Here is a 22,273-nt window from a genome sequence, read left to right on the forward strand (position 1 = left end):
CGGCCTCCGGCACGCTTCGACTGCAAGGAAACACTCACATGACGACAACCCGAGAGACCATGAACGACGACGCGGATGTCGTCCGCCCGCCGATCGATTCCGTGTCGGGTCGGCCCGACCGGGCACCCGACGGGGCACCCGACGATGTCACAGAAGTGCTGCCTGCCGTCGGTGCTCTTGCGCCGCCGTTGGGTCTCACCGCGGCTCCGATGTCCGCACCCCTCGTGCCCGGCGAGCTCCCGACGGCCATGAGCGACGATGTGACCGAGTGCCTTCCCCACACCTCCGTCGCGACCGCGTCGAGGAGCGAACCGCTGTCCGTTCTCGAGGCGCGAGGTATCTCCGCGTGGTTCGGGAGTCACAAGGTGCTGGAGGAGGTCTCGCTGACCATGCAGGCGGGAAAGGTGACGGCTCTGATCGGTCCGTCGGGCTGTGGAAAGTCCACCTTCCTCCGCATCCTCAACAGGATGCATGAACTCGTCCCGTCCGCATCCCTCGCCGGGGAGGTGCTGCTCGACGGGGACGACATCTACGACAGGGACAAGAAGCTGCAGGATGCGCGGCGGCACATCGGCATGGTCTTCCAGAAGCCGAATCCGTTCCCGGCCATGTCCATTTACGACAACGTCGTGTCGGGCCTCAAGCTCACCGGGGTGCGCGCATCGCGGAGCGACAAGGACGGTCTCGTCGAGCGCTCGCTGACCGCTGCTGGTCTGTGGAAAGAGGTGAAGGATCGGCTGAAGCAGCCGGGCGGAGGTCTGTCCGGTGGTCAGCAGCAGCGCCTCTGCATCGCCCGGTCGCTCGCCGTCAGGCCGAAGGTCCTCCTCATGGACGAGCCGTGCTCCGCACTCGATCCGACGTCGACGAGGGTGATCGAGGAGACGATGACCGAGTTGCAGAAGGAGGTCACGATCGTCATCGTGACCCACAACATGCAACAGGCTCAGCGGGTGTCCCAGCACACCGCGTTCTTCCTGGCCTCGCTGGGCACTCCGGGGGCGATCGTCGAGCACGGCGACACGGATGCGATGTTCTCGGAGCCGCAGGACGAGAGGACCTGGGACTACGTGAACGGTCGATTCGGATGAGAGCGCACACGCGCCCCCGCCATTGGGCGGCGTTCACCGACGGCGAGCTCGAGGATCTCTTTCCCGAGGGGATCGCCTGGTCGGACAGCACGGAGCCGCCGTCGGCGCGGAGCGTGGGGCTCTTCATCGCCATGGGGACGGCGACAGCGGTCGCCGCCGGCGCCGTCGTGATGCTGGCCGGTTGAGGAGGGACTCTCGCGTGACAGGGGCAGCGGACGCGACGGCGGCCCTCATCGGGGGCCGCTACCGTCTGAGGGAGCTTCTTGGCGTCGGTGGCTCTGCCGCCGTCTACGCCGCCGACGACACGGTGATCGGCGGCAGGTTCGCGGTGAAGCTGTTGCATCCGCATCTCTGCGCGGACGCAGCGCACCGTCAGGCCTTCCTCGCTGAGGCGATGAAGGTTCAGCGGATTCAGCATCCGAATGTGGTCGGCGTGCACGGCTCGGGTCTGCACGACGCTGCTGGCGTTCTGACGCCCTGGATCGCGTTCGACCTGCTCACCGGTGCCACCCTGCAAGAGCGCATCGCCGCGCACGGGCCGCTCGACGCCGCAGAGGCGTCGGCCGTGCTGGCAGGCGTGCTCTCCGGCCTCTCCGCCGCGCACCGGAGCGATCTGATCCACCGCGATCTCAGCCCGCAGAACATCATTCTCGAGCTGGCACCGCCCCCGCCGAACGCCGCCATCACCTCCGACATGGTGCGCATCGTGGACTTCGGACTCGCCGATGCGACCGGGCGGAGCACCGTCGGCGGCGATGTCCTCCTCTCCGGACACGACGGCGAGGCCGACGACGTCGGCATCATCGGCAGCGTGCAGTACATGTCGCCGGAGCAGGCGCTCGGAAAGCCGGTCCGCGCGGCGAGTGATCTGTACCAGGCCGGTGCGATTCTGAGCTTCGTGTTGACGGGCAGAGTTCCGTTCCTCCGGCGGAGCGCCCGCGAGACGATGATGGCGCATGTCGTCGCGCCCCCTCCGGTGCCGTCCGCGCTCGCCGCGAGCACAGCCGTGCTCGACAGAGTCGTGGCGAAGGCGATGGCGAAGACGCCCGCGCACCGCTATCGGAGCGCAGACGACTTCCGTCTCGCGCTGGACGCGGCGGTCGAGTCCTCTCGTGTTCCGCGCATCGCTGAGATCCGGGGCGACTCGGATCCGAGTCCGATCGGCGACCGCGCTCGGGCAGCGGACGACGTCGACGACGTGGAGACGCTGGCCTCGACGCTGCGGTATCCGCATGGCGCGGCGCCGTCGAACCCTCTGCCGTCATTGTCGGACCCGAGCGCGGACGCCGACGACGCGGAGGCGAGACCGGCGGCCCAGCGATTCGCAGTGACGGTCAGCGCCTTCGTCGCCGTGGTGCTCGTGGTGATCGCGGCATGGGGTGTGATCGCGGCGAGCGGGTCGACGACATCGACACCCACCATCGCTCCGCTGTCGTCCGCCACGCCGTCGGCGCCGGCGACCGCTCAGGAGCCCCCAGTTCTCCCTGCGGCCCCGACCCCGCAGCAGATCGAGACGCTGACGATTGAGGTTCCCCTCTTGAACGGGACGCTCGCAGGCGTCGATGCGACGCTGCGCGCGGCCGGGTTGCAGCTCGGAGCCGTCGACCGCGTGGATGCGCCCGCAGCCGTCGAGACGGTGATCGCCCAGCAGATCGCCCCCGGGGTGCGGGTGGCGCCGGGAAGCGCCATCGGCGTCGCGGTCGCGTCGGGATACAACACCGTGCCCGCCGTCGGAGGGATGACGGTCAGCTCCGCGACTCTCACGCTGCACGGAGCGGGTTTCGTCGTCGCCGCCGTTCCCTCGGATGCGCCGGGGGGTGCTGTCGTTATCGACACCACCCCCGCCATCGGTAGCTCAGCGCGCGTCGGAACCGCGATCGTCCTCAGGGTGTCCGGCGGCCCGACTCCCGAGCCGAGCGCGACGTCCGTTCCCGGCGGATGACGCTGCAGCCCTCGGCAGCCGTGACTCGTGACGAGGACGTCGCTCGGGACATTGCCGTGGCATCCGACCATTGCGGGATCAGGCTACTCCGATCTCATTCGTGTGGATCAGGTCATGTCGACGGACATCGATTTCCATCACCTGACGCCGAATGACGCGGCACGACGTGCGGCCGTGCGGATCGAGTAGGTGCAGGAAAATACCCACCGGAGAAGCGTGAGCGGAGTCGTGAACGTCTGCAGAGAGGGCCGATGTCGGTGAATCTCCTCGTTCGCTTCACTGCGCGCGGCGCACCGGCCAGGTGCCGTCGAGCGATTCCTCCGGTTCGATGCGACCGATGCTGATGAAGTACTCGGTCAGGCTCGCGGCCTGAGATCGTGCCCACCCGATCTGCTGCGTGTGCAGCGCCTCGAGGGTCTCCGGCATGCGGAACCGGCGGGCCAGCGCCTGGGCGACGCGGCCTGCAGCGACTGCATCCGCTGAGGCATCGTGAGCACCCTCCAGCGGGACCGCATAGTGCGCGGCTACCACTTCGAGCGTGCGCTTGCCAGGGCGGTACCGGTCGTACGCCTTGTCGATCACCAGGGGATCGATGATCGGAGAAGGCGCGCTGAGTGGCTCGACGCCGTGCCGCATCGCCTCGTGAGCTAGTAGTGAGAAGTCGTAGGAGGCGTTGTACGCGACCACCGGTACACCCTGCGAGAGTAGCGAGCGAAGCGCGCCGGTGACGTCGGCGACGACCTCGAGTACAGGCCGACCGTGAGCGCGTGCATGCGCGGTGTGTGACGCCATGCACCGCCGTCGCCCCTTCGGGAATCTCGATGCCCGGATCGGCCAGCCAATCGCGCGAGGCGATCTCGCGGCCTTTCGCATCGAGAACGCCGACATGCGCCGTGACGATGCGATCCGTCTCGACATCGACCCCGGTCGTCTCCAGATCGAAGACGGCGACGCGGCTGAGCCAGCTCGGAAGCGCGGGATCGGATGACATGCCCTCACGCTAGAGCGGGCGTGGGACATTGCCAGGAAGGCACACGGCGACTGAATAGACTCGAGGGATGACCGTGCCCTCGCCTTACGCCGATCGACTGAGCCGTCTGCCGGTCGAGCGTCACGAGGTCGAGGTCCGCGGCGCGATCACCGCCTACTGGGAGTACGGTTCTCCGACAGACTCAGGGGCCCCCGACGAGCGTCCGACCATCATCGCGGTGCACGGTTTCCGCGGCGACCACCACGGTCTCGAGTCCGTCCTCGCCTTCCTTCCTGAGGCGCACGTCATCGCCCCCGATCTGCCGGGGTTCGGCGAGAGCGCGCCGTCGACTGGGCACACCTACGACCTCGACGAGTACGCGGCGTGGCTGACCGAGTTCGCGGCCACCGTGGCGCCGGCCGCGATCATCCTCGGTCACTCGTTCGGGTCGATCGTCACCGCGGCGGCGGTGGCCGCAGGGCTCGACACCCCACAGCTGATCCTCATCAACCCGATCGGCGCTCCGGCGCTCGAGGGCCCGAAGGGGCTGATGACTCGTCTCGCGGTGCTCTACTACGCGATGGGTGCTCGCCTGCCCGAGAAGGCGGGCACTGCACTGTTGCGCAACCGCGTGATCGTGCGGATCATGAGCATCACGATGGCGAAGACCAAGGATCCCGAACTCCGTCGTTTCATCCACGACCAGCACGACACCTACTTCTCGCTGTTCGCCGACCGCGATGTCCTCAAGGATGCCTTCGTCGCCAGCGTGTCGCACGACGTCCGTGAGTTCGCTCCGAAGATCCCCGTGCCGACGCTGCTCATCGCCGCGCAACGTGATGACATCACTCCCATCGAGGCCGAGCGCGAGCTTGCCGACCGCTTCGATGACGCGGAGCTCGTCGAGATCGCCCATGTCGGCCACCTCATCCACTACGAGACTCCCGCCGAAGCGGCCGGGGCGATCCGCCGGTTCCTCAGGATTCCCGTCGCGCGAGGCCGATGAGCCCGGCTACCCGGAAGGGGATCACCTCGCCCATCGCGAGCGACGTCTCGGTGCGCTCGACGCCCTCGATCGAGAGGATGCGGGCGTCGGTGTCGAACAGGTGACGAGCATCTCGACACGCGACGCGCGCGAGCAGGTCCACGGAGCCGCTCAGCCCGTGCGCCTGCAGGACCTCGGGTATGCGCGCCAGCTCCGCCGTGATGCGGGGGAGCTCGGTCTGCCGAACCCCGATGTTCACGAAGGCCTGCAGCGGGAACCCGAGGACGTCGGGGGAGAACGACCTCTCGTATGACAGGAAGACCCCGGTCTGCTCGAGACGGGTCATCCGCGCCTGGATGGTGTTGCGCGACAGGCCGAGATTCTCGGCGAGCGCCACGATCGTGGTGCGTGGATCATCGGCGAGAGCAGCGAGGAGCTCCAGATCGATGCGGTCAAGTCCGGGCATAGTGCCAAAGGGTAGCACCCGCATACCCCTCCAGATTGAGCAACATGCTCAAGCGGTGTGCAGTTGCTTGAGCGAGGTGTTGAGCGGACGTACCCTCAGGTTACCGGTGAAGAAGCCGGTGGACGACGTGCAACGCCCCACGAGGGCGTTCGCGACAGAGGAGGACGAAGATGTCACCGCAACTCACCCCGATCGTGGACACCGCTCAGGATCTCGAGCTGTCCGAGCGGATCCTCGCGCCCGACGGCGCGCGCATCGCGAACCCTCGGCTCGACGCGTACGTCGCAGATGTCGACCCGTCCCAGCTGCGCGCTCTGCTGAGCGACATGGTCGTCGTGCGCCGTATCGACGCCGAGGGCATCGCACTTCAGCGACAGGGTCAGCTCGGCCTGTGGGCGCCGTGCAACGGTCAGGAGGCGACGCAGATCGGCACGGCGCGCGCCATCGAAGCGCGCGACTACATCTTCCCCAGCTACCGGGAGACCGGCGTGATCTATGCGCGCGGCGCACGTGCAGGGGACTTCGTCCGCGCGTGGCGCGGAGAGGAAGGCGCCGCATACGATCCGCGTGAGCTGCGGGTCGCGCCGTTGCAGATCATCATCGGAGCGCAGACCCTGCACGCCGTCGGGTACGCGATCGGCATCAAGCACGACAAGGCCGACGAGGTCGCCGTGACCTACTTCGGCGACGGCGCATCGAGTCAGGGAGATGTCAACGAGGCGATGGTGTTCGCCTCGTCGTATCAGGCGCCTGTCGTCTTCGTCTGTCAGAACAACCACTGGGCCATCTCCGAGCCTGTGGCCGTGCAGTCGCAGTTCCCCATCGCGGGGCGCGCACCCGGCTTCGGCATCCCGAGCCTGCGCGTGGACGGCAACGACGTCCTCGCCTGCATGGCGGCCATGCGCTGGGCGCTCGAGCACGCGCGCTCCGGAAAGGGCCCGGCCTTCATCGAAGCCGTCACGTATCGGATGGGTCCGCACACGACGGCCGACGACCCCACGCGCTACCGCTCCGAGGCCGACCTGGAGTCGTGGCGCCGACGCGACCCGATCGCGCGCCTCGAGGCGCACCTGCGATCCCTCGGGGAACTCGACGACGAGCAGCTCGCCGAGATACAGACCGCCGCCGACACCGCCGCGCGCGAGATGCGCGCCGCGTGCCTCGGGATGGTGACCCGCCCGCCGCTCGCCGTGTTCGACGGCGTGTACGCCGAACCCCACACCGACCTGCAGCGGCAGCGCGACGAGTACGCGGCCTACCTCGCCTCGTTCGAGGGCGAGGCCTGATCATGGCTGAGCTCACTCTGGGAAAGGCGCTCGGCGCAGGATTGCGTCGAGCGATGCTCGACGATGACAAGGTCGTGCTCCTCGGCGAAGACATCGGAAAGCTCGGAGGAGTGTTCCGCATCACAGACGGGCTGCTCGACGAGTTCGGGGCCGCACGGGTGATCGACACGCCCCTCGCGGAGTCGGGTATCGTCGGCGCAGCCGTTGGCCTCGCGTTCCGCGGCTATCGTCCGGTCGTCGAGATCCAGTTCGACGGCTTCGTGTATCCGGCGTTCGACCAGATCGTGTCACAGGTGGCGAAGCTGCACTACCGCACTCAGGGGCGGGTGAAGATGCCCATCACGATCCGCATCCCCTGGGCGGGCGGCATCGGCGCGGCCGAGCACCACTCCGAATCACCGGAGGCCTACTTCGTCCACACGGCCGGCCTTCGGGTGATCGCGGTGTCGAACCCGGAGGACGCCTACCGGAGTCTGCGCCAGGCGATCGCCAGTGACGACCCGGTGATCTTCTTCGAGCCGAAGCGCCTGTACCACCACAAGGGCGAGGTCGATCTGGAAGCACCCCTGGCGGATGCCGCTCCGATGGGTCTCGCGCGTGTCGTCCGCGCCGGCAGCGACGCGACCGTCATCGCGTACGGCGCCATGGTGAGCACGGCGCTCCAGGCCGCAGAGGCCGCGGAAGACGACGGCATCTCGCTCGAGGTGATCGATCTGCGCTCGCTCTCGCCCGTCGACTACGACTCGGTCGCCGCATCGGTGCGCAAGACCGGTCGCGTGGTCGTCGCGCACGAGGCGTCCCGCGAGGCGGGCGTCGCCGCAGAGGTGATCGCCAGCATCACCGAGCGCTGCTTCGAGTACCTCGAGTCTGCGCCGCTGCGAGTCACCGGGCACGACGTGCCCTATCCGCCCGCCAAACTCGAGAAGTACCACCTGCCCGACCTCGATCGTCTGCTCGACGCGGTCGACCGGGTCCTCGACCGTCCGAACAGCCTGACGGGAGCAGACGCATGATCGCCGAATTCCGTCTTCCCGACCTGGGGGAGGGCCTCACCGAGGCCGAGGTCGTGCAGTGGCTGGTGTCGCCCGGCGACACGGTGACGCTGAATCAGACGCTCGCAGAAGTCGAGACCGCCAAGGCGATCGTCGAGCTGCCGTCCCCGTACGAAGGCACGGTGTCGTCGCTGCACGCCGTCGCCGGGCAGGTCGTCGCCGTCGGAGCCCCGTTGATCGCCTTCGATGTCGAGGGCGCCGACGAGGATGCTCCGAAAGGGTTTGACGCTGCCGAGAAGACGCAGCCGAATCTCGTCGGCTACGGCGCTGCGCCCTCGCAGGGTGGGCGACCCGCTCGTCGAGCCCGACGGGCAGGCGTGACCGCGGCGGCGGACACCGCAGTGCTCGAAGCCGCACCCCATGATGCGCGACCCACCGCCACCGTGGAGACGGCGATCGAGCGCCCTCGCTCCACGCCGCCTGTGCGGGCTTACGCGAAGCGTCTGGGTGTGGATCTGGTGCTGGTGGCAGCGGAGGTCGGAGACCGCGTCATCACCCGAGCGGACATCGACGCCTACGCCGAACGAGTCGGGATCTCGACTGACGCCGCTTCTTCCTCCGTGGATGTTCCGGAATCGGCGGCGGCGCTGTCACCCGGAGAACGCGAACTTCGCATCCCGATCAGGGGTGTGCGCAAGCACACGGCTGCGGCGATGGTGCAGAGCGCGTTCACGGCACCGCATGTGACGGTGTTCCTGACGGTCGACGTGACAGCCACGATGGAACTGATCGCCTCCCTGCGTGAGGATCGCGCGCTGGCGGAGCATCGCATCGGTCCACTCGCCGTGGTGGCCAAGGCGGCATGCCTGGCGCTGGCGCGCACGCCGGGGCTCAACTCGCATTGGGATGAGCAGGCGGGGGAGATCGTGCAGTACAACTACGTCGATCTGGGCATCGCCGCCGCCACAGATCGCGGATTGATCGTTCCGAACATCCGTGACGCCGAGCAGATGACGCTCGTCGGACTCGCCGACGCACTCAAGGCGCTCGCGGAGACGGCGCGGTCGGGAAAGACCTCCCCGGCCGATCTGGCTGGGGGAACCTTCTCGATCTCGAACGTGGGCGTCTTCGGCGTCGACGCAGGCACCCCGATCCTGCCGCCGGGGCAATCGGGCATCCTCGCAGTCGGAGCGGTCAGACGGCAGCCTTGGGAGCATCGCGGTGAGATCGCGCTTCGACAGGTGATGACGCTGAGCCTGTCCTTCGACCACCGTCTCGTGGACGGCGCCGAGGGGGCGCGTTTCCTCAAGGACGTGGCAGACGTGCTCGAAGAGCCGGGACGTGCGATGCTGCTCAGGTAGTCGCGCGCAACGCCGCATCGGCCATCGCGGCGAGGACCGTCGCGGTGGCCGAGTGGCGTCTGGCGGCAGCCCTGGTCGAGTGCGGTGTCGAGTTGATGAGACCGAAGCACGCCTGCACGCGCAGACGGAGCTCGTCCTCGTGCGCGTCTACGAGCGGGGCGAGAGCTGCGATCCAGAGATCGATGTACGCCCGCTGCAGACGACGGACCTCGGCGCGGTCGGTCTCGGCGAGGTGGGCGACATCACGATCCTGTACCCGGATGACGTCGGCGTTGCCGAGTGCGAAGTCGACGTGGAAGCGGATGAGCGACCGCATCCGCTCCTGGTCCGAGTCGGCATAGGCGGAGACACGCGTGCCGCCGGACACGAGATCTTGACTGACCTTCACGAGGACTGCTCCGAGAAGCGCCTGCTTGCCGGCGAAGTGGCGATAGACCGCAGGGCCCGAGACGCCGACCGCCGTGCCGATGTCCTCGAGGCTCACACCGCTGTATCCGCGGGCGGCGAACAGCTGCGCGGCCTCGCGGAGGATCGCGTCGCTTCTCTCGGCTTTCGCGCGATCTCGGGCGGTGAGCGGGCTTGTCATCTCAGTTAATCCTCGCTAACCTGAATCATCGGGTTAGTGAACACTAACCGAAGACGCACGCGACGCGCCACAGTGTTTCGCGGATGGACGCGGCTCGAGGAGGAGTCCACCATGCAAGCCACCCAGGAGTCGCTGGCCGCAGAGCTGCGCACCCGGCTCGCCGAGGCGGCGCTCGGCGGACCCGCCGCGTCGCGAGAGCGTCACGTCGCCCGCGGAAAGCTGCTGCCTCGTGACCGTGTGGCGCGGCTGCTCGACGAGGGCAGCCCGTTCGTCGAGATCGCCCCGCTCGCCGCCGACGGCCTGTATGGGGGAGAGGCGCCTGGTGCCGGAGTGATCGCCGGCATCGGCCTCGTGCACGGTCGGCACGTCATGGTGATCTGCAACGACGCGACAGTCAAGGGCGGCACCTACTTTCCGCTGACGGTCAAGAAGCACTTGCGCGCGCAGGAGATCGCGATGGAGAACCGTCTCCCGTGCCTGTACCTGGTGGACTCGGGCGGGGCCTTCCTGCCGAAGCAGGACGAGGTCTTCCCCGATCGCGAGCACTTCGGTCGGATCTTCTTCAACCAAGCCCGGATGTCGGCCGCCGGCATCTCGCAGCTCGCGGCGGTGCTCGGATCGTGCACAGCGGGCGGTGCGTACGTGCCCGCGATGAGCGATGAAACGGTGATCGTGCGCGGACAGGGCACGATCTTCCTCGGCGGACCGCCGCTGGTGAAGGCGGCCATCGGCGAGATCGTCACGGCGGAGGAGCTCGGGGGCGGCGAACTGCACGCCCGTCGTAGCGGCGTGGTGGACCATCTCGCCGAAGACGACGAGCACGCGCTCGAGATCCTGCGCGACATCGTCTCGACGCTTCCTGCTCCTGCCGCGCCGGCGTGGGAGATCTGGCCGAGCAGGGCTCCGGAAGAGTCGTCGCCGCTGTACGACGTCGTCCCCGTGGACGTGAACGCCGGCTACGACGTGCACGAGGTCATCACCCGCCTCATCGACGGGGAGTCCTTTCGCGAGTTCAAGGCCGAGTACGGCACGACTCTCGTCACAGGCTTCGCGCGGCTGCACGGACACCCCGTCGGCATCGTCGCCAACAACGGCGTGCTGTTCAGCGAGTCGGCCCTCAAGGGCGCCCACTTCATCGAGCTCTGCGATCAGCGCGGCATCCCCCTCCTCTTCCTTCAGAACATCACGGGATTCATGGTCGGCTCCGTCGCGGAGGCGGGCGGCATCGCGAAGGACGGCGCCAAGATGGTGACTGCGGTCGCGAGCACGAGAGTGCCGAAGCTCACTGTGATCATCGGCGGATCGTTCGGCGCAGGGAACTACTCGATGTGCGGTCGTGCGTACTCGCCGCGGTTCCTCTGGACGTGGCCGGCGAGCCGCATCTCGGTCATGGGAGGCGCGCAGGCGGCCTCCGTGCTGGCGACCGTCAAGGAGGATCAGCTCACCGCCCGTGGTGGGGGCTGGAGCGTCGAGGCGCGGTCGGAGTTCGAGGCGCCGATACGCGAGCAGTACGAGCAGCAGGGCGAGCCCTACTACGCCACCGCCCGACTGTGGGACGACGGGATCATCGACCCCGCCGACACCCGCGATCTGCTGGGGCTCGCACTCGATGTCGTCTCCCGCACGCCCTTGCCCGAACCCCGCTTCGGCCTCTTCCGGATGTGACTTCATGAGCTTCACGATGCCTTCTGCCTTGGGTGCTTCCGTCACCCCGACCACGGCCCCGGAACCGACGGATGCAGCTTCATGAGCTACATGACCCCGGAACCGACGCTGTTCCACACCGTCCTCGTCGCGAACCGCGGCGAGATCGCCCGCCGCGTGATCCGCACTCTGCGTGAGCTCGGCATCCGCAGCGTCGCCGTGTACAGCGATGCGGATGCCGCATCCCCTCACGTCGAGGAGGCCGACGCCGCCGTGCGCATCGGCCCCGCACCGGCAGCAGAGTCCTACCTCGACATCGATGCCGTGATCGCAGCGGCGCGCGCGACCGGAGCACAGGCGATCCATCCCGGATACGGCTTCCTCTCCGAAAGCGTGGGGCTGGCCGAGGCCTGCGCCGAGAGCGGCATCGTCTTCATCGGCCCGTCCATCGACGCCCTGCAGATCATGGGCGACAAGGCGAAGGCGCGCGAGCACGTGGCCAGACACGGAGTCCCCGTCGTCCCCGGATTCGATGCGAAAGGCCTCTCCGACATCGAGATCGCCGAAGAGGCAGAGAGCGTCGGGTTCCCCCTGCTCGTCAAGCCCAGCGCCGGCGGGGGCGGCAAGGGCATGGAGGTCGTGTCCGTGGCGCCAGACCTCGCAGCGGCGCTCGCGACCGCTCGACGGATCGCGGCGTCAGCCTTCGGCGACGACTCTCTGATCCTGGAGCGCTTGATCGAACGGCCTCGTCACATCGAGGTGCAGGTCTTCGGCGATGAGCACGGCACTGTGCTCGCTCTCGGCGAGCGCGAGTGCACGCTGCAGCGCCGCCACCAGAAGGTGATCGAGGAGGCCCCCTCCGCGGGGATCCCGGACAGCACGCGGGAAAGGCTGTTGAACGCCGCGGTGCGGGCTGCCGAGAGCGTGTCCTACGTCGGCGCCGGAACGGTCGAGTTCCTCGTCGACGCGGATGCTCCCGACGAAGTCTTCTTCATCGAGATGAACACGCGTCTTCAGGTGGAGCACCCTGTGACGGAGGAGGTCACCGGGCTTGATCTCGTGGAGCTGCAGCTGCGCGTAGCCTCGGGATTCCCTCTCGATATCGAGCCGCGTGTCGCAGGGCACGCCGTCGAGGCGCGCATCTACGCCGAGGCTCCGGAGCGGGGCTTCCTCCCGTCCACGGGCAGGATCCTGGCGTTCGAGATTCCGCCCGGCGTACGCGTCGATTCCGCCATCGAGACGGGCAGCGAGATCACCGGCTTCTACGATCCGATGATCGCCAAGGTGATCGCCGTCGCCGACGACCGAGTGACCGCCCTGCGCCGGCTCGACGAGGCGCTCGGCCGTACCGTAGTGCTCGGTGTCGAGACGAACATCTCGTTTCTGCGCACGCTGTGCCGGAACGAGCGGGTCGCGGCCGGTGATCTCGACACGGGACTGATCGAGTCGCTGCTCCCGATGGCGACGGAGCCTCCGACGTCTTCCATGCTCGACGCCGTACGACACCACCTGCTGCTCCAGGAGCGGTGGGAGTCGAACCGTGGTGGGCTGGACGCCGTGCACCTGCGAGCCGGAGCCGTGTGGGCGTCGAAGCGCGACGACAGCGCTGTCGGACCAGCGGCCTACCTCACCGACGACGACGAGCTCATCCTGGCGGAGGCTGCCGTTGCGCCGTCCTCGCCCGCTGTGGCCGTCTCGGATGACGCGGGCGCCGTGTGGGTCGCGTCGGACGGTCGATCCGCCCGGCTGCGGCCTCTCGACCGACGTCAGCGGATGCTGCGCCGTCTGGCTGCACGCGATACGGCAGCTGCGGCAACCGATCCGGAGGCTCGCGCACCCATGCCGGGAAGCGTGGTCGCCGTGCACGTCGACCACGGCGCGGCCGTCCATGCGGGCGATCCGCTCGTGTCGATCGAGGCCATGAAGATGGAGCATCTGGTGGTGGCGCCGCACGACGGCGTCGTCGACCTTCTGGTCGCCGCAGGCGACCAGGTGCGGCGCGCCCAGCCGGTCGCCCGCGTGACGGAGATCCCCGAACCGGGGACGACGGAGGAGGACCGATGATGGACGACCTGAGCGAAGAGGAACTCGAGCTCGCAGCGATGGTGCGCGACTTCGCCGAGACCGTCATCGCACCGCAGTCCTATGAGGCCGATCGCACGCACACTCTGCCGATGGACGTCGTCGCGCAGATGGGTCAGCTGGGCCTGTTCGGGCTCCCGTTCCCCGAGGAGCACGGCGGCCAGGGCGGCGACTACATGGCGCTCGGCATCGCGATCGAAGCGATCGGCCGCGTCGACCAGTCTCTCGCGATCACGCTCGAAGCCGGGGTCAGCCTCGGCGCCATGCCCATCTACCGGTTCGGCACGGAGGCACAGAAGAGCGAGTTCCTTCCGGATCTTCTCGCGGGGCGTGCGCTGGCGGGCTTCGGGCTCACCGAACCCGAAGCGGGCAGCGACGCCGGCGCCACGCGCACGACTGCTCGGCTGGAGGGCGAGGAGTGGGTTATCGACGGTTCGAAGCAGTTCATCACGAACTCGGGCACGCCCATCACCCGGTTCGTCACGGTCACGGCGGTGACGGGCGTCGAAGGTGGCCGCAAGGAGATCTCCACGATCATCGTCCCGAACGGCACACCCGGATTCACGGTGGAGGCGCCGTACGACAAGGTCGGCTGGAACGCCTCCGACACCCACCCCCTCACATTCGCGGGCGCCCGGGTGCCCGCCGGCAACCTGCTGGGCGAGAGGGGCACCGGTTTCCGGAGCTTCCTCAGCATCCTCGACGAGGGGCGCATCGCGATCGCCGCGCTGGCGACCGGAGCCGCAGAGGGATGCCTGGAGGCAGCGGTCGAGTATGCCAAGAGCCGGACCGTCTTCGGCAGCGCGCTCAGCACTCGGCAGAACGCCCAGTTCACACTGGCGCGGATGCGGGCACGCGTGCACACGGCCCGACTCGCCTGGCATCACGCGGCGCGTCTTCGCGACTCGGGTCGAGCGTTCGCCGAGCAGGCGGCGATCGCGAAGCTGGTCGCAGGGGAGGCGGCGATGGACAACGCACGCGATGCCACGCAGATCTTCGGCGGCAACGGCTTCATGAACGAGTTCCCGGTGGCGCGCCACTACCGCGACTCGAAGATCCTCGAGATCGGCGAAGGCACGACCGAGGTGCAGCTGCTCGTGATCGCGCGGTCGCTCGGCCTCGCCGGGTAGCGTGACAGGATGCGCGGGGCAGAGCCACAGGAGGGAGCCGAGATGAGTGCGCGGGAGATCGTCCAGCGGGGCCTCTACTTCGAAGAATTCGAGGTCGACGCCCGGTATCTGCACCGGCCCGGCCGTACAGCGACCGAGGCCGACAATGTGCTGTTCACCACTCTCACGATGAACACGCAGGCGCTGCACCTCGATGCGGCCTTCGCGCGTTCGCAGGAGTTCGGCCAGCGACTGATGAACTCGATGTGGACGCTGTCGACCATGGTGGGAAGCTCCGTGGCGCAGCTCACGCAGGGCACCCTCGTGGCCCAGCTCGGCTTCGGGGACATCGCGTTTCCGCATCCGCTCTTCGCGGGCGACACCCTGTACACCGAGAGCACGATCACGGCGAAGAGGCCCTCATCCTCGCGTCCGACGCAGGGGATCGTCACGATCGCCCACACCGGCCGCAACCAAGACGACGTAGTCGTCGCGACCGCGATCCGCACGGTGCTGGTACACCGCCTGCCTGAACAGGAGAACCGATGAGCTTCGACCTCGGTCCCGCGCTGCTGTTCTGCCCTGCCGACCGCCCTGATCGCTTCCACGGCGCCCTCGAGAAGGCGGATGCCGTGATCCTCGATCTCGAGGACGCGGTGCTGCCGGCGGCGAAGGCGGCCGCGCGGATCAACCTCGTCGATGCCGACGTCGATCCCGCCCGTGTCATCGTCCGGGTGAACGCACCGCAGACAGACGCCTTCGCGGCCGATCTGGCGGCCCTCGCTCGGACCGGCTTCCGAACGGTGATGGTCGCGAAGGCCGAGAACCCCGACGCTCTCGACGTCTTCGACGACAGCTTCTCGCTCATCGCGCTGTGCGAGACCGCGCGCGGTGTCAGCGCTGCCGATCGGATCGCCGCACACCCCCGGGTGACCGCCATGATGTGGGGGGCAGAAGACCTCGTGGCATCGCTCGGCGGGACATCGAGCCGTACGGCGGAGGGCGGCTATCGCGACATCGCGCGGTATGCGCGTTCGCGGGTGCTGCTCGAGGCCGGCGCGCACGGCAAGACGGCGATCGATGCCGTGCACATCGCGATCGACGATCTGGCGGGGCTCGAGCGCGAAGCGACGGACGCCGCATCGTCAGGGTTCCGTGCGACCGCGTGCATCCACCCCTCGCAGGTGGCGGTGATCAGGAACGCCTACCGTCCCGACGCCGGTGAGGTGGAATGGGCGCGCGCGGTGATCGACGCCGCTGACGCCGAGCGCGGCGTGTTCCGCTTCCGGGGCCGGATGATCGACGAGCCCGTGCTCCGTCACGCTCGATCGATCATCGCCCGCCACGGCTGATCAGCTCCAGTGCCCTCGTTCGTCGATCCACGTGTGCCATGGCGACAGGCTCTCGACGTGCAGGATGCCGTCGAACGCAGCGCCGATGTCGGCGAGTTCGACTTCGGGACCGTTGTGGGTGCCCGCGGCCGCGGTGATCGGTTCAGGGGCTCCGGTCAGATCGACGAAGAACGTCCCTGACCCGCCAGCCGCGAGGACCCCGTCCAGCGTGTCCCCTCGCGGCGCAGCCAGCTGTTCGACGAAGGGCGTGGAGTGCCCCGGCGGGTCGGTGGGGCTCGGACGGTGAAGCCATGCTTCGCCTCCGCCGAACGTCGTACCGATCACCCGCAGATCATCGCCGAGCCGTGCCGCCAGATGCGTGCCCACCGTGGCGAGCGGGTCGCTGACGAACGGGGGAGCGAGATACGGAGTCCTGCGCACGTGCCCGTTGGCGGCGAACAGCAGAACGCGCTCCTCTCGGTGCAGGATCCACTCCACCGTGTCGGCCATCGCCACGTCCCGGATGTTCGCCGGTGACCAGGTGCGCGTGGGGCCCTCGGACATGGCCGCGAGGAACGCATCTGTGCTTCGGGCCAGTTCCGACGCGCGGATGGCGATCGCGACATGTTCGGGATCGGCTCCGGCGGCGGCGTAGTCGGTCGCGCGTGCGCGCAGGCGCTCTGTCATGCCGTTGATCGCCGCGGTGATCGCGTGGCGCCGGTCACCCGGGAGTGCGAGGTAGGACTGGATCGCCGTCGCCGCGCGGGCGAGGCCTGATCGATCGGCGGGCAGGTGGTCGAACGCCGGGAGAAGAGTCGCGCGCAGGTGATCCGCGTAGGGCGGATCGGCCCGATCGAGGAATCGGACGACCTCCTGCACAGCGGGAAGCGCCGACGCGGCGGAATCGGGGACGTCCATGCCGTAGAAGCGCACGGGTTCGCCCGCCAAGGCACGGTCGCGCATCCACACCACGAGGTCGAGGGCCTCCTGGCACTTCCCGAAATGGTAGGTGACGCCCTCGTTCAGCACTTCGCGGAGACTGCCTTCTCCGGTGCGCACCCAACCATCGACCGACAAGCCCTCGACGAAGCCGCTCTCCAGGACGAGGGCGCTGAAGCCCGCGCGCTCGACGAGGAATCGCAGCAGCCGTGCCCGCCAGGCGAGGAATTCGTGGCTGCGGTGCATCGATTCGCCGAGCGCGACGACGCGAGAGTCGCCGATGAAGGCGAGCAAGGGTTCGAGCTGCGCGTCGGGAACGTCGTCGGGGTCGACCTCGTCGAAGCGAATGGCCGTGGCTCGCAGCCATGCGGACACCGCCCCTTCGTGACCCATCGTCAGAAGACGCGCGCCTGCTCGAGCAGGCGCACCGACGCGGGCGATACCTCGAAGCGGTGCACCGAGCCGTTGGCCAGCATGTCGCCGATCTTCGGGAGCGTGCCGCCGGAGACGTGATCGATGAGGGAGCGGATGACACCGCCGTGAGCGACGACGATCACCGACTCGGCCACGGGGGCTGAACGTCGGCGCGCCTCACGGGCGATGCGGTGCAGGGCCGCGAGTGAGCGCTCGCCGACCTCCTCTAGCGACTCGGCGCCGGGAACCGGGGCGTGCCAGTCGCCGTACTTCTCGAGGTACTCGGGAACGAGCATCCCTTCGCCCTCGCCGAACTCCCGCTCCCGGATCTCCGGCACGAGCGCCGGAGCGCCGAGTCCCAACTCTGCCGCGATGATCTCCGCGGTCTCTCGGGCGCGCAGCAGCGGGCTCGCGTAGATGGTGTGGTGGACGGATCCGCTCAGCTGGTCGGCTGCCCGATGTGCGTCGGCCCGGCCGGTCTCGTTCAGCGGGATGTCGGTCGTTCCCTGAATGCGGCGAGCCAGGTTCCAGTCGGTCTGGCCGTGTCGGACGAGGGTGATGAGGGTCACTGCAGAAGCTCCTGGATGGCGGGGAGCACGATGCTCGTGCCGGACGCGAGCGTGACGTCCGCCCAGGTGTCGGCGCGAGTGGGCTCGTGATTGACGATGATGAGGGGGATGCCGCGACGACGCGCGCGTTCGACGAGCCGGACTCCCGAGTTCACGACGAGGGAGGAGCCGGCGACGATCAGCGCCGAACTCGCGCGCAGCAGCGACTCGGCGGCCTTGAACCTGTCCTGCGGCACGTACTCGCCGAAGAACACGACGTCGGGCTTGAGCATCCCCTCGCACACCGTGCACACCGGCACGATGAACCCGTCTGTGCTCTCGGGCAGGACATCGCCGTCCGGTGCGAGCACGACGTTCTCGGGAACGGCGATCCAGGGGTTGCGCTCTTCGATCTGCCCAGCGATGTCGCGGCGGTCGAAGACCTGACCGCAGTGCAGGCAGAGCACGCGGCGCATGGTGCCGTGCACCTCGATCACGTGCGAGCTGCCGGCGCGCAGGTGCAGACCGTCGACGTTCTGGGTGATGACGCCGCTGACGACGCCTCCCGCTTCCATCTCTGCGAGGGCGATGTGCCCCGCGTTCGGCTCGGCCTGCGCGAAGGCCCGCCAGCCGAGGTGACCGCCCACCCAGTATCGCCGCCGGGCGGACTCGTCGCCGAGGTACTTCTGGATGGTCATCGGGTCGGACCTGGTGCGGGCCCCTTCGCCGCGATAGGCGGGGATCCCGGAGTCGGTCGAGATGCCGGCGCCCGTGAGCAGGGCGACCTTGCGTCCACGGAGAAGATCTGCGGCCTTCTCGATGCGAGCGTCGAGCTCGTCATCCGTCATCGCGGTCACGGAACCTCCCTCAGCGAGTCTACGGGGCGCGGCCGTCACCGGCTCGCCGCGCATGTCACAGTGGAGGTCTATGGAACTCATCGAGATCGCCTCCGCAGACGATGCGCGGCTGGACGACTACCGCGACCTCACCGACACCGCGCTGCGGGCTGTCTCCGAACCGGCAGGTGGGCTCTACATCGCAGAATCGGCCAAGGTCATCGAGCGTGCCGTCGCCGCGCGGCACCGTCCGCGCTCGGTCATGGTGCAGCGACGCTGGGTCGACGGCATCCGCTCTCTGCTCGTCGAGCACGATGTCCCCGTCTATGTCGTTCCGGATGAGGTGGCCGAGAGCGTCACCGGGTTCGCGGTGCACCGCGGAGCGATCGCATCGATGCACCGACCGACGCTTCCGTCGGTCGCCGACATCGTCGCCGATGCCTCGCTGGTGCTGCTCCTGGAGGGAATCGGCGACCACACGAACGTCGGCGCCGCCTTCCGGGCGGCGGCAGGGCTCGGTGCGGATGCCGTGCTCGTGTCGCCGCGTTGCGCAGACCCGCTCTACCGCCGCAGCGTCCGCGTCAGCATGGGCACGGTGTTCCAGGTGCCCTGGACGAGGATCGAGGACTGGGACGCCGGCGTCGAGGACATGCGCCGTGCCGGGGTCGAGCTCGCCGCGCTCGCACTGGCTGAAGACGCCGTGCCCCTCGACGTCTACGCGCGCGACCGCCCCGCCCGGGTGGCGCTGATGATGGGTTCGGAGGGCGACGGTCTTTCGGGCGCGGCCCTCGCCTCAGCAGACAGCGTCGTGACGATCCCGATGACCGGGGGAGTGGACTCCCTCAACGTCGCTTCGGCCGCGGCGGTCGCCCTGTGGGCGTTGTCCCGCTGACGGGCTTGCGTCGTCAGCTCTGATCAGTCTCGAACCGGATGAACGGAGCAGCGTCGGGGCGCTTGGCGGCGACGTGATCGCCGGAGGACTGGTGCCGCAGGCGGCGCAGCACCCACGGGACGAGGTGCTCGCGGGCCCAGCCAAGGTCTTCCGCACGGGCCTCGCGCCAGGTGCGCACGGGAATGGGCTCCGGCTGCATCGCTTCGAGATCGTTCGGGACGTTCAGGGCGCGCAGTACCATGCGCGCGACTTCGTGGTGGCCGAGCGCGTTGTAGTGCAGGCGATCGTCGTCGAAGAACCGCGGATCCTGCACGACCTTGAGCGCCCACTGATCCGCGACGATGCAGTCGTGCCGATCCGCGATCGCCCGCACGTTCTCGTTGTAGATCGCGACCTTGCCGCGGAACGGCCGGAAGACGGGTGTGAAGCCCGTATCGATCCCCGTGAACAGCAGGATGGCGGCACCGGTCGACGCGAGACGTGCCACCGCGTCCTCGAGCTGGACGGCGATCGCATCGGGGTCGGTACCGGGGCGGATGACGTCGTTGCCGCCGGCGCAGATCGAGATGAGATCCGGTCGCAGCGCGACGGCCGGCTCGATCTGGTCTCTGACGATCTGAGCGATGAGCTTGCCGCGCACCGCGAGATTCGCGTAGGCGAAGTCGTCGACCTGCTGCGAGAGCACTTCCGCGACCCGGTCGGCCCAGCCGAGGTGGCTGCCGGGCGCCGAGGGATCGGGATCGCCGATGCCTTCGGTGAACGAGTCTCCGATCGCGACGAAGCGCCGCCACGGATGAGAGGTCTCGTTGGCCACGAACGGCGTCCGGGTCGAATCCTGGTCGGTCATCCAGCTCTCCTTCGCGAACATGCGCCATCCAGGGATCGCGGCGGCGCAGGGAACGAGCCTACCCGGCGCAGGCGTACGACGGCAGCGTGTGCTCTCTGTCTGCAGCACCGCCTATCGTTGAAGGGATGCTTTCTCCGTCCTTCCCTCAGCGCGCCCCATGGGGCACCGCGAACAAGCTGCGGGCCTGGCAGCAGGAGGCGCTCGACCAGTACTTTCAGGCGGATCAGCGGGACTTCCTCGTCGCTGCGACCCCCGGAGCAGGCAAGACCACGTTCGCCCTCACCCTCGCCGTCGAGCTGATGCGCATCGGCGAGGTGAACCGGATCATCGTGGTCGCCCCGACCGAGCACCTGAAGACGCAGTGGGCGGATGCCGCTGCGCGCGTGCACATCAGGCTCGACCCCTACTTCAAGAACAGCCGCTGGGCTCCCGCACGGCAGTACCACGGCGTCGTCGTGACCTACGCGCAGGTGGCGGCGAAGTCGTCCGTCCACCGGCACCTGACCGAAGACGCCAAGACCCTGGTGATCCTCGACGAGGTGCACCACGGCGGCGATGCGCTGAGCTGGGGTGACGCGATCCGCGATGCCTACGGACCCGCGAAGCGACGCCTGCTGCTGAGCGGCACGCCTTTCCGCAGTGACACCGCGCCCATCCCGTTCGTTGAGTACCTGCCCGACGAGTCGGGCGCACGGGTGTCGAGCACCGACTACAGCTACGGCTACGGTCGCGCTCTCGCCGACGGCGTGGTGCGACCCGTGCTGTTCCACATGTACGCGGGCAAGATGCGCTGGCGCACCAGCGCGGGCGACGAACTCGAGGCGCATCTGGGGCAGGACAACACGAAGGACGTCAACTCGCAGGCATGGCGCACGGCTCTCGACCCCGAGGGCTCGTGGATGCCGGCCGTGCTGTCGGCGGCGGATCGACGGCTGACGGAGATCCGCCACCACATCCCGGATGCCGGGGGACTGGTTCTCGCGACCGATCAGACGGTCGCCCGCGCCTACGCCAAGATCCTGCACGGCATCACCGGCCGCCAGCCCACCATCGTGCTCTCCGACGACGCCTCCGCTTCGCAGCGCATCGAGAAGTTCAGCGCGAGCGACGACCGCTGGATGGTCGCTGTGCGCATGGTCTCCGAGGGCGTCGACGTGCCGCGACTCGCCGTCGGCGTGTACGCGACGTCGTCGTCGACTCCGCTGTTCTTCGCCCAGGCCATCGGCCGGTTCGTGCGAGCGCGACGGCGCGGAGAAGCCGCGAGCGTGTTCCTGCCCAACGTTCCGGTGCTGATGGGCCTCGCGAACGAGATGGAGAAGCAGCGCGATCACGCCCTCGACCGCAATGACAAAGACGCAGACGGGCTCGACGACTCGTTGCTCGAGAGCGCCAATCGCGAAGACGACGCCTCGGACGCCCTGACTCAGGAGTTCAGTTACCAGGCGATCTCGTCGATCGCCCACTTCGACCGCGTCGTCTTCGACGGCAAGGACTTCGGGCAGCTCGCCGAACCCGGCACGCCGGAAGAGGAGGAGTTCATCGGATTCCCGGGTCTCCTCGAACCCGAGCACGTGCACGAGCTGCTGATGCAGCGCGCCGCTCGCCAGTCGCGCCTGCGGGAAGTCAGGGAGTCGACGGCCGATCCGACCGAGACGACCACGCTGCCGACGCCGCTGCACCGCACTCTGAAAGAGCAGCGGCAGCTGCTGAACAGCCTCGTCGGACTCTACGCGAGGCAGACGGGGGAGCCGCACGGCTCGGTGCACGCCGAGTTGCGTCGGATCTGCGGCGGCCCGGCCGTCGCACAGGCCACCGTGACGCAGCTGCAGTCGCGCATCGAGGTGCTCCGCAAGCGCGTGCGCTCCTGACCACAAGTCCTGCTCCCTGACGGCCGGGCGCTCGATCGCGCCGACGGGTTCGGATTCCCGAAAACCTGGCAATCCTCGTCCGGACTC

At 68.5% G+C, this 22,273-nt stretch carries 20 protein-coding genes and 1 pseudogene; 14 read left to right on the forward strand and 7 right to left on the reverse strand.

What is annotated here, in order from left to right:
• Nucleotides 1-248: 248 nt before the first annotated feature.
• From pstB to QFZ53_RS12210, 3 genes are read left to right on the forward strand one after another with little or no spacing between them, the layout of a single operon-like run.
• The gene (gene pstB / locus QFZ53_RS12200) at nt 249-1,088 is read left to right on the forward strand and encodes a phosphate ABC transporter ATP-binding protein PstB (protein ID WP_307299400.1); all 840 of its coding nucleotides are present in this window, start codon (nt 249-251) and stop codon (nt 1,086-1,088) included.
• Nucleotides 1,085-1,273 (forward strand): hypothetical protein, encoded by a 189-nt coding sequence (locus QFZ53_RS12205; protein ID WP_307296748.1) that lies wholly within the window; start codon nt 1,085-1,087, stop codon nt 1,271-1,273. Before pstB ends, QFZ53_RS12205 begins: the two co-directional genes overlap by 4 nt.
• Nucleotides 1,274-1,287: 14 nt before the next feature.
• Nucleotides 1,288-3,030 carry a protein kinase domain-containing protein gene (locus QFZ53_RS12210; RefSeq protein ID WP_307296749.1) on the forward strand — a complete coding sequence of 581 codons (1,743 nt, stop codon included), beginning with the start codon at nt 1,288-1,290 and terminating at the stop codon, nt 3,028-3,030.
• A gap of 276 nt (nt 3,031-3,306) precedes the next feature.
• Here QFZ53_RS12210 and QFZ53_RS12215 read toward each other — a convergent pair.
• Nucleotides 3,307-4,021 (reverse strand): annotated as a pseudogene (locus QFZ53_RS12215) (3'-5' exonuclease).
• Between the two features lie 67 nt (nt 4,022-4,088).
• Here QFZ53_RS12215 and QFZ53_RS12220 point away from each other — a divergent pair.
• Nucleotides 4,089-5,006, forward strand: coding sequence for an alpha/beta fold hydrolase (locus QFZ53_RS12220; RefSeq protein WP_307296752.1), 918 nt, complete (start codon nt 4,089-4,091; stop codon nt 5,004-5,006).
• Here the strand turns inward: QFZ53_RS12220 and QFZ53_RS12225 are convergent.
• A complete protein-coding gene (locus QFZ53_RS12225) occupies nt 4,978-5,451 on the reverse strand; it encodes an Lrp/AsnC family transcriptional regulator (protein WP_292908808.1) in 474 nt (157 codons plus the stop codon). The genes QFZ53_RS12220 and QFZ53_RS12225 overlap by 29 nt on opposite strands.
• 170 nt (nt 5,452-5,621) lie before the next feature.
• Between QFZ53_RS12225 and pdhA the strand changes: the two genes are divergently transcribed.
• The 3 genes from pdhA to QFZ53_RS12240 are packed head-to-tail and all read left to right on the forward strand — an operon-like array spanning nt 5,622 to nt 9,090.
• Nucleotides 5,622-6,737 (forward strand): pyruvate dehydrogenase (acetyl-transferring) E1 component subunit alpha, encoded by a 1,116-nt coding sequence (gene pdhA, locus QFZ53_RS12230; RefSeq protein WP_307296756.1) that lies wholly within the window; start codon nt 5,622-5,624, stop codon nt 6,735-6,737.
• Between the two features lie 2 nt (nt 6,738-6,739).
• On the forward strand, nt 6,740-7,750 hold the full coding sequence (locus QFZ53_RS12235; protein ID WP_307296758.1) for an alpha-ketoacid dehydrogenase subunit beta: 1,011 nt from the start codon (nt 6,740-6,742) through the stop codon (nt 7,748-7,750).
• Nucleotides 7,747-9,090: a dihydrolipoamide acetyltransferase family protein gene (locus QFZ53_RS12240; protein ID WP_307296761.1), complete on the forward strand. Its 1,344-nt coding sequence runs from the start codon at nt 7,747-7,749 to the stop codon at nt 9,088-9,090. Before QFZ53_RS12235 ends, QFZ53_RS12240 begins: the two co-directional genes overlap by 4 nt.
• On the opposite strand, the gene QFZ53_RS12245 is transcribed toward QFZ53_RS12240, so the two are convergent.
• Nucleotides 9,083-9,676, reverse strand: coding sequence for a TetR/AcrR family transcriptional regulator (locus tag QFZ53_RS12245; protein WP_292908800.1), 594 nt, complete (start codon nt 9,674-9,676; stop codon nt 9,083-9,085). The two genes, QFZ53_RS12240 and QFZ53_RS12245, sit on opposite strands and share 8 nt — an antisense overlap.
• 111 nt (nt 9,677-9,787) lie before the next feature.
• Here QFZ53_RS12245 and QFZ53_RS12250 point away from each other — a divergent pair, with 111 nt between their 5' ends.
• The 5 genes from QFZ53_RS12250 (at nt 9,788) to QFZ53_RS12270 (ending at nt 15,863) form a co-directional block, all read left to right on the forward strand.
• Complete coding sequence (locus tag QFZ53_RS12250; RefSeq protein ID WP_307296766.1) at nt 9,788-11,341, forward strand: carboxyl transferase domain-containing protein; 1,554 nt, start codon at nt 9,788-9,790, stop codon at nt 11,339-11,341.
• A gap of 81 nt (nt 11,342-11,422) precedes the next feature.
• On the forward strand, nt 11,423-13,384 hold the full coding sequence (locus tag QFZ53_RS12255) for an acetyl/propionyl/methylcrotonyl-CoA carboxylase subunit alpha (RefSeq protein WP_307296769.1): 1,962 nt from the start codon (nt 11,423-11,425) through the stop codon (nt 13,382-13,384).
• Nucleotides 13,384-14,532 (forward strand): acyl-CoA dehydrogenase family protein, encoded by a 1,149-nt coding sequence (locus tag QFZ53_RS12260; protein ID WP_307299401.1) that lies wholly within the window; start codon nt 13,384-13,386, stop codon nt 14,530-14,532. The genes QFZ53_RS12255 and QFZ53_RS12260 overlap by 1 nt, the downstream gene beginning before the upstream one ends.
• Nucleotides 14,533-14,574: 42 nt before the next feature.
• On the forward strand, nt 14,575-15,060 hold the full coding sequence (locus QFZ53_RS12265) for a MaoC family dehydratase (protein ID WP_307296771.1): 486 nt from the start codon (nt 14,575-14,577) through the stop codon (nt 15,058-15,060).
• On the forward strand, nt 15,057-15,863 hold the full coding sequence (locus tag QFZ53_RS12270; protein ID WP_307296774.1) for an HpcH/HpaI aldolase/citrate lyase family protein: 807 nt from the start codon (nt 15,057-15,059) through the stop codon (nt 15,861-15,863). Before QFZ53_RS12265 ends, QFZ53_RS12270 begins: the two co-directional genes overlap by 4 nt.
• Here QFZ53_RS12270 and QFZ53_RS12275 read toward each other — a convergent pair whose 3' ends face one another.
• Genes QFZ53_RS12275 through QFZ53_RS12285 form a run of 3 tightly spaced genes read right to left on the reverse strand, consistent with a single transcriptional unit; the run spans nt 15,864 to nt 18,591 of the window.
• Nucleotides 15,864-17,156: an erythromycin esterase family protein gene (locus tag QFZ53_RS12275; protein ID WP_307296776.1), complete on the reverse strand. Its 1,293-nt coding sequence runs from the start codon at nt 17,154-17,156 to the stop codon at nt 15,864-15,866.
• A 20-nt stretch (nt 17,157-17,176) separates the two neighbouring features.
• Entirely contained in the window at nt 17,177-17,764 is a 588-nt protein-coding gene (locus QFZ53_RS12280) for a histidine phosphatase family protein (protein ID WP_307296779.1), read from the reverse strand.
• Entirely contained in the window at nt 17,761-18,591 is an 831-nt protein-coding gene (locus QFZ53_RS12285) for a Sir2 family NAD-dependent protein deacetylase (RefSeq protein WP_292908838.1), read from the reverse strand. Before QFZ53_RS12285 ends, QFZ53_RS12280 begins: the two co-directional genes overlap by 4 nt.
• Before the next feature lie 79 nt (nt 18,592-18,670).
• On the opposite strand from QFZ53_RS12285, the gene QFZ53_RS12290 reads away from it, so the two are divergent.
• Nucleotides 18,671-19,471, forward strand: a complete 801-nt coding sequence (locus tag QFZ53_RS12290) for a TrmH family RNA methyltransferase (RefSeq protein ID WP_307296783.1) — start codon at nt 18,671-18,673, stop codon at nt 19,469-19,471.
• Nucleotides 19,472-19,484: 13 nt separating this feature from the next.
• Here QFZ53_RS12290 and QFZ53_RS12295 read toward each other — a convergent pair whose 3' ends face one another.
• Nucleotides 19,485-20,318 (reverse strand): SGNH/GDSL hydrolase family protein, encoded by an 834-nt coding sequence (locus QFZ53_RS12295; protein WP_292908780.1) that lies wholly within the window; start codon nt 20,316-20,318, stop codon nt 19,485-19,487.
• Between the two features lie 125 nt (nt 20,319-20,443).
• On the opposite strand from QFZ53_RS12295, the gene QFZ53_RS12300 reads away from it, so the two are divergent.
• Nucleotides 20,444-22,186 carry a DEAD/DEAH box helicase gene (locus tag QFZ53_RS12300; protein WP_307296788.1) on the forward strand — a complete coding sequence of 581 codons (1,743 nt, stop codon included), beginning with the start codon at nt 20,444-20,446 and terminating at the stop codon, nt 22,184-22,186.
• Nucleotides 22,187-22,273: the final 87 nt, after the last annotated feature.

The sequence above is a fragment of the Microbacterium natoriense genome (genome assembly GCF_030816295.1).
In the GTDB taxonomy this organism is placed as follows: Bacteria; Actinomycetota; Actinomycetes; order Actinomycetales; family Microbacteriaceae; genus Microbacterium; species Microbacterium natoriense_A.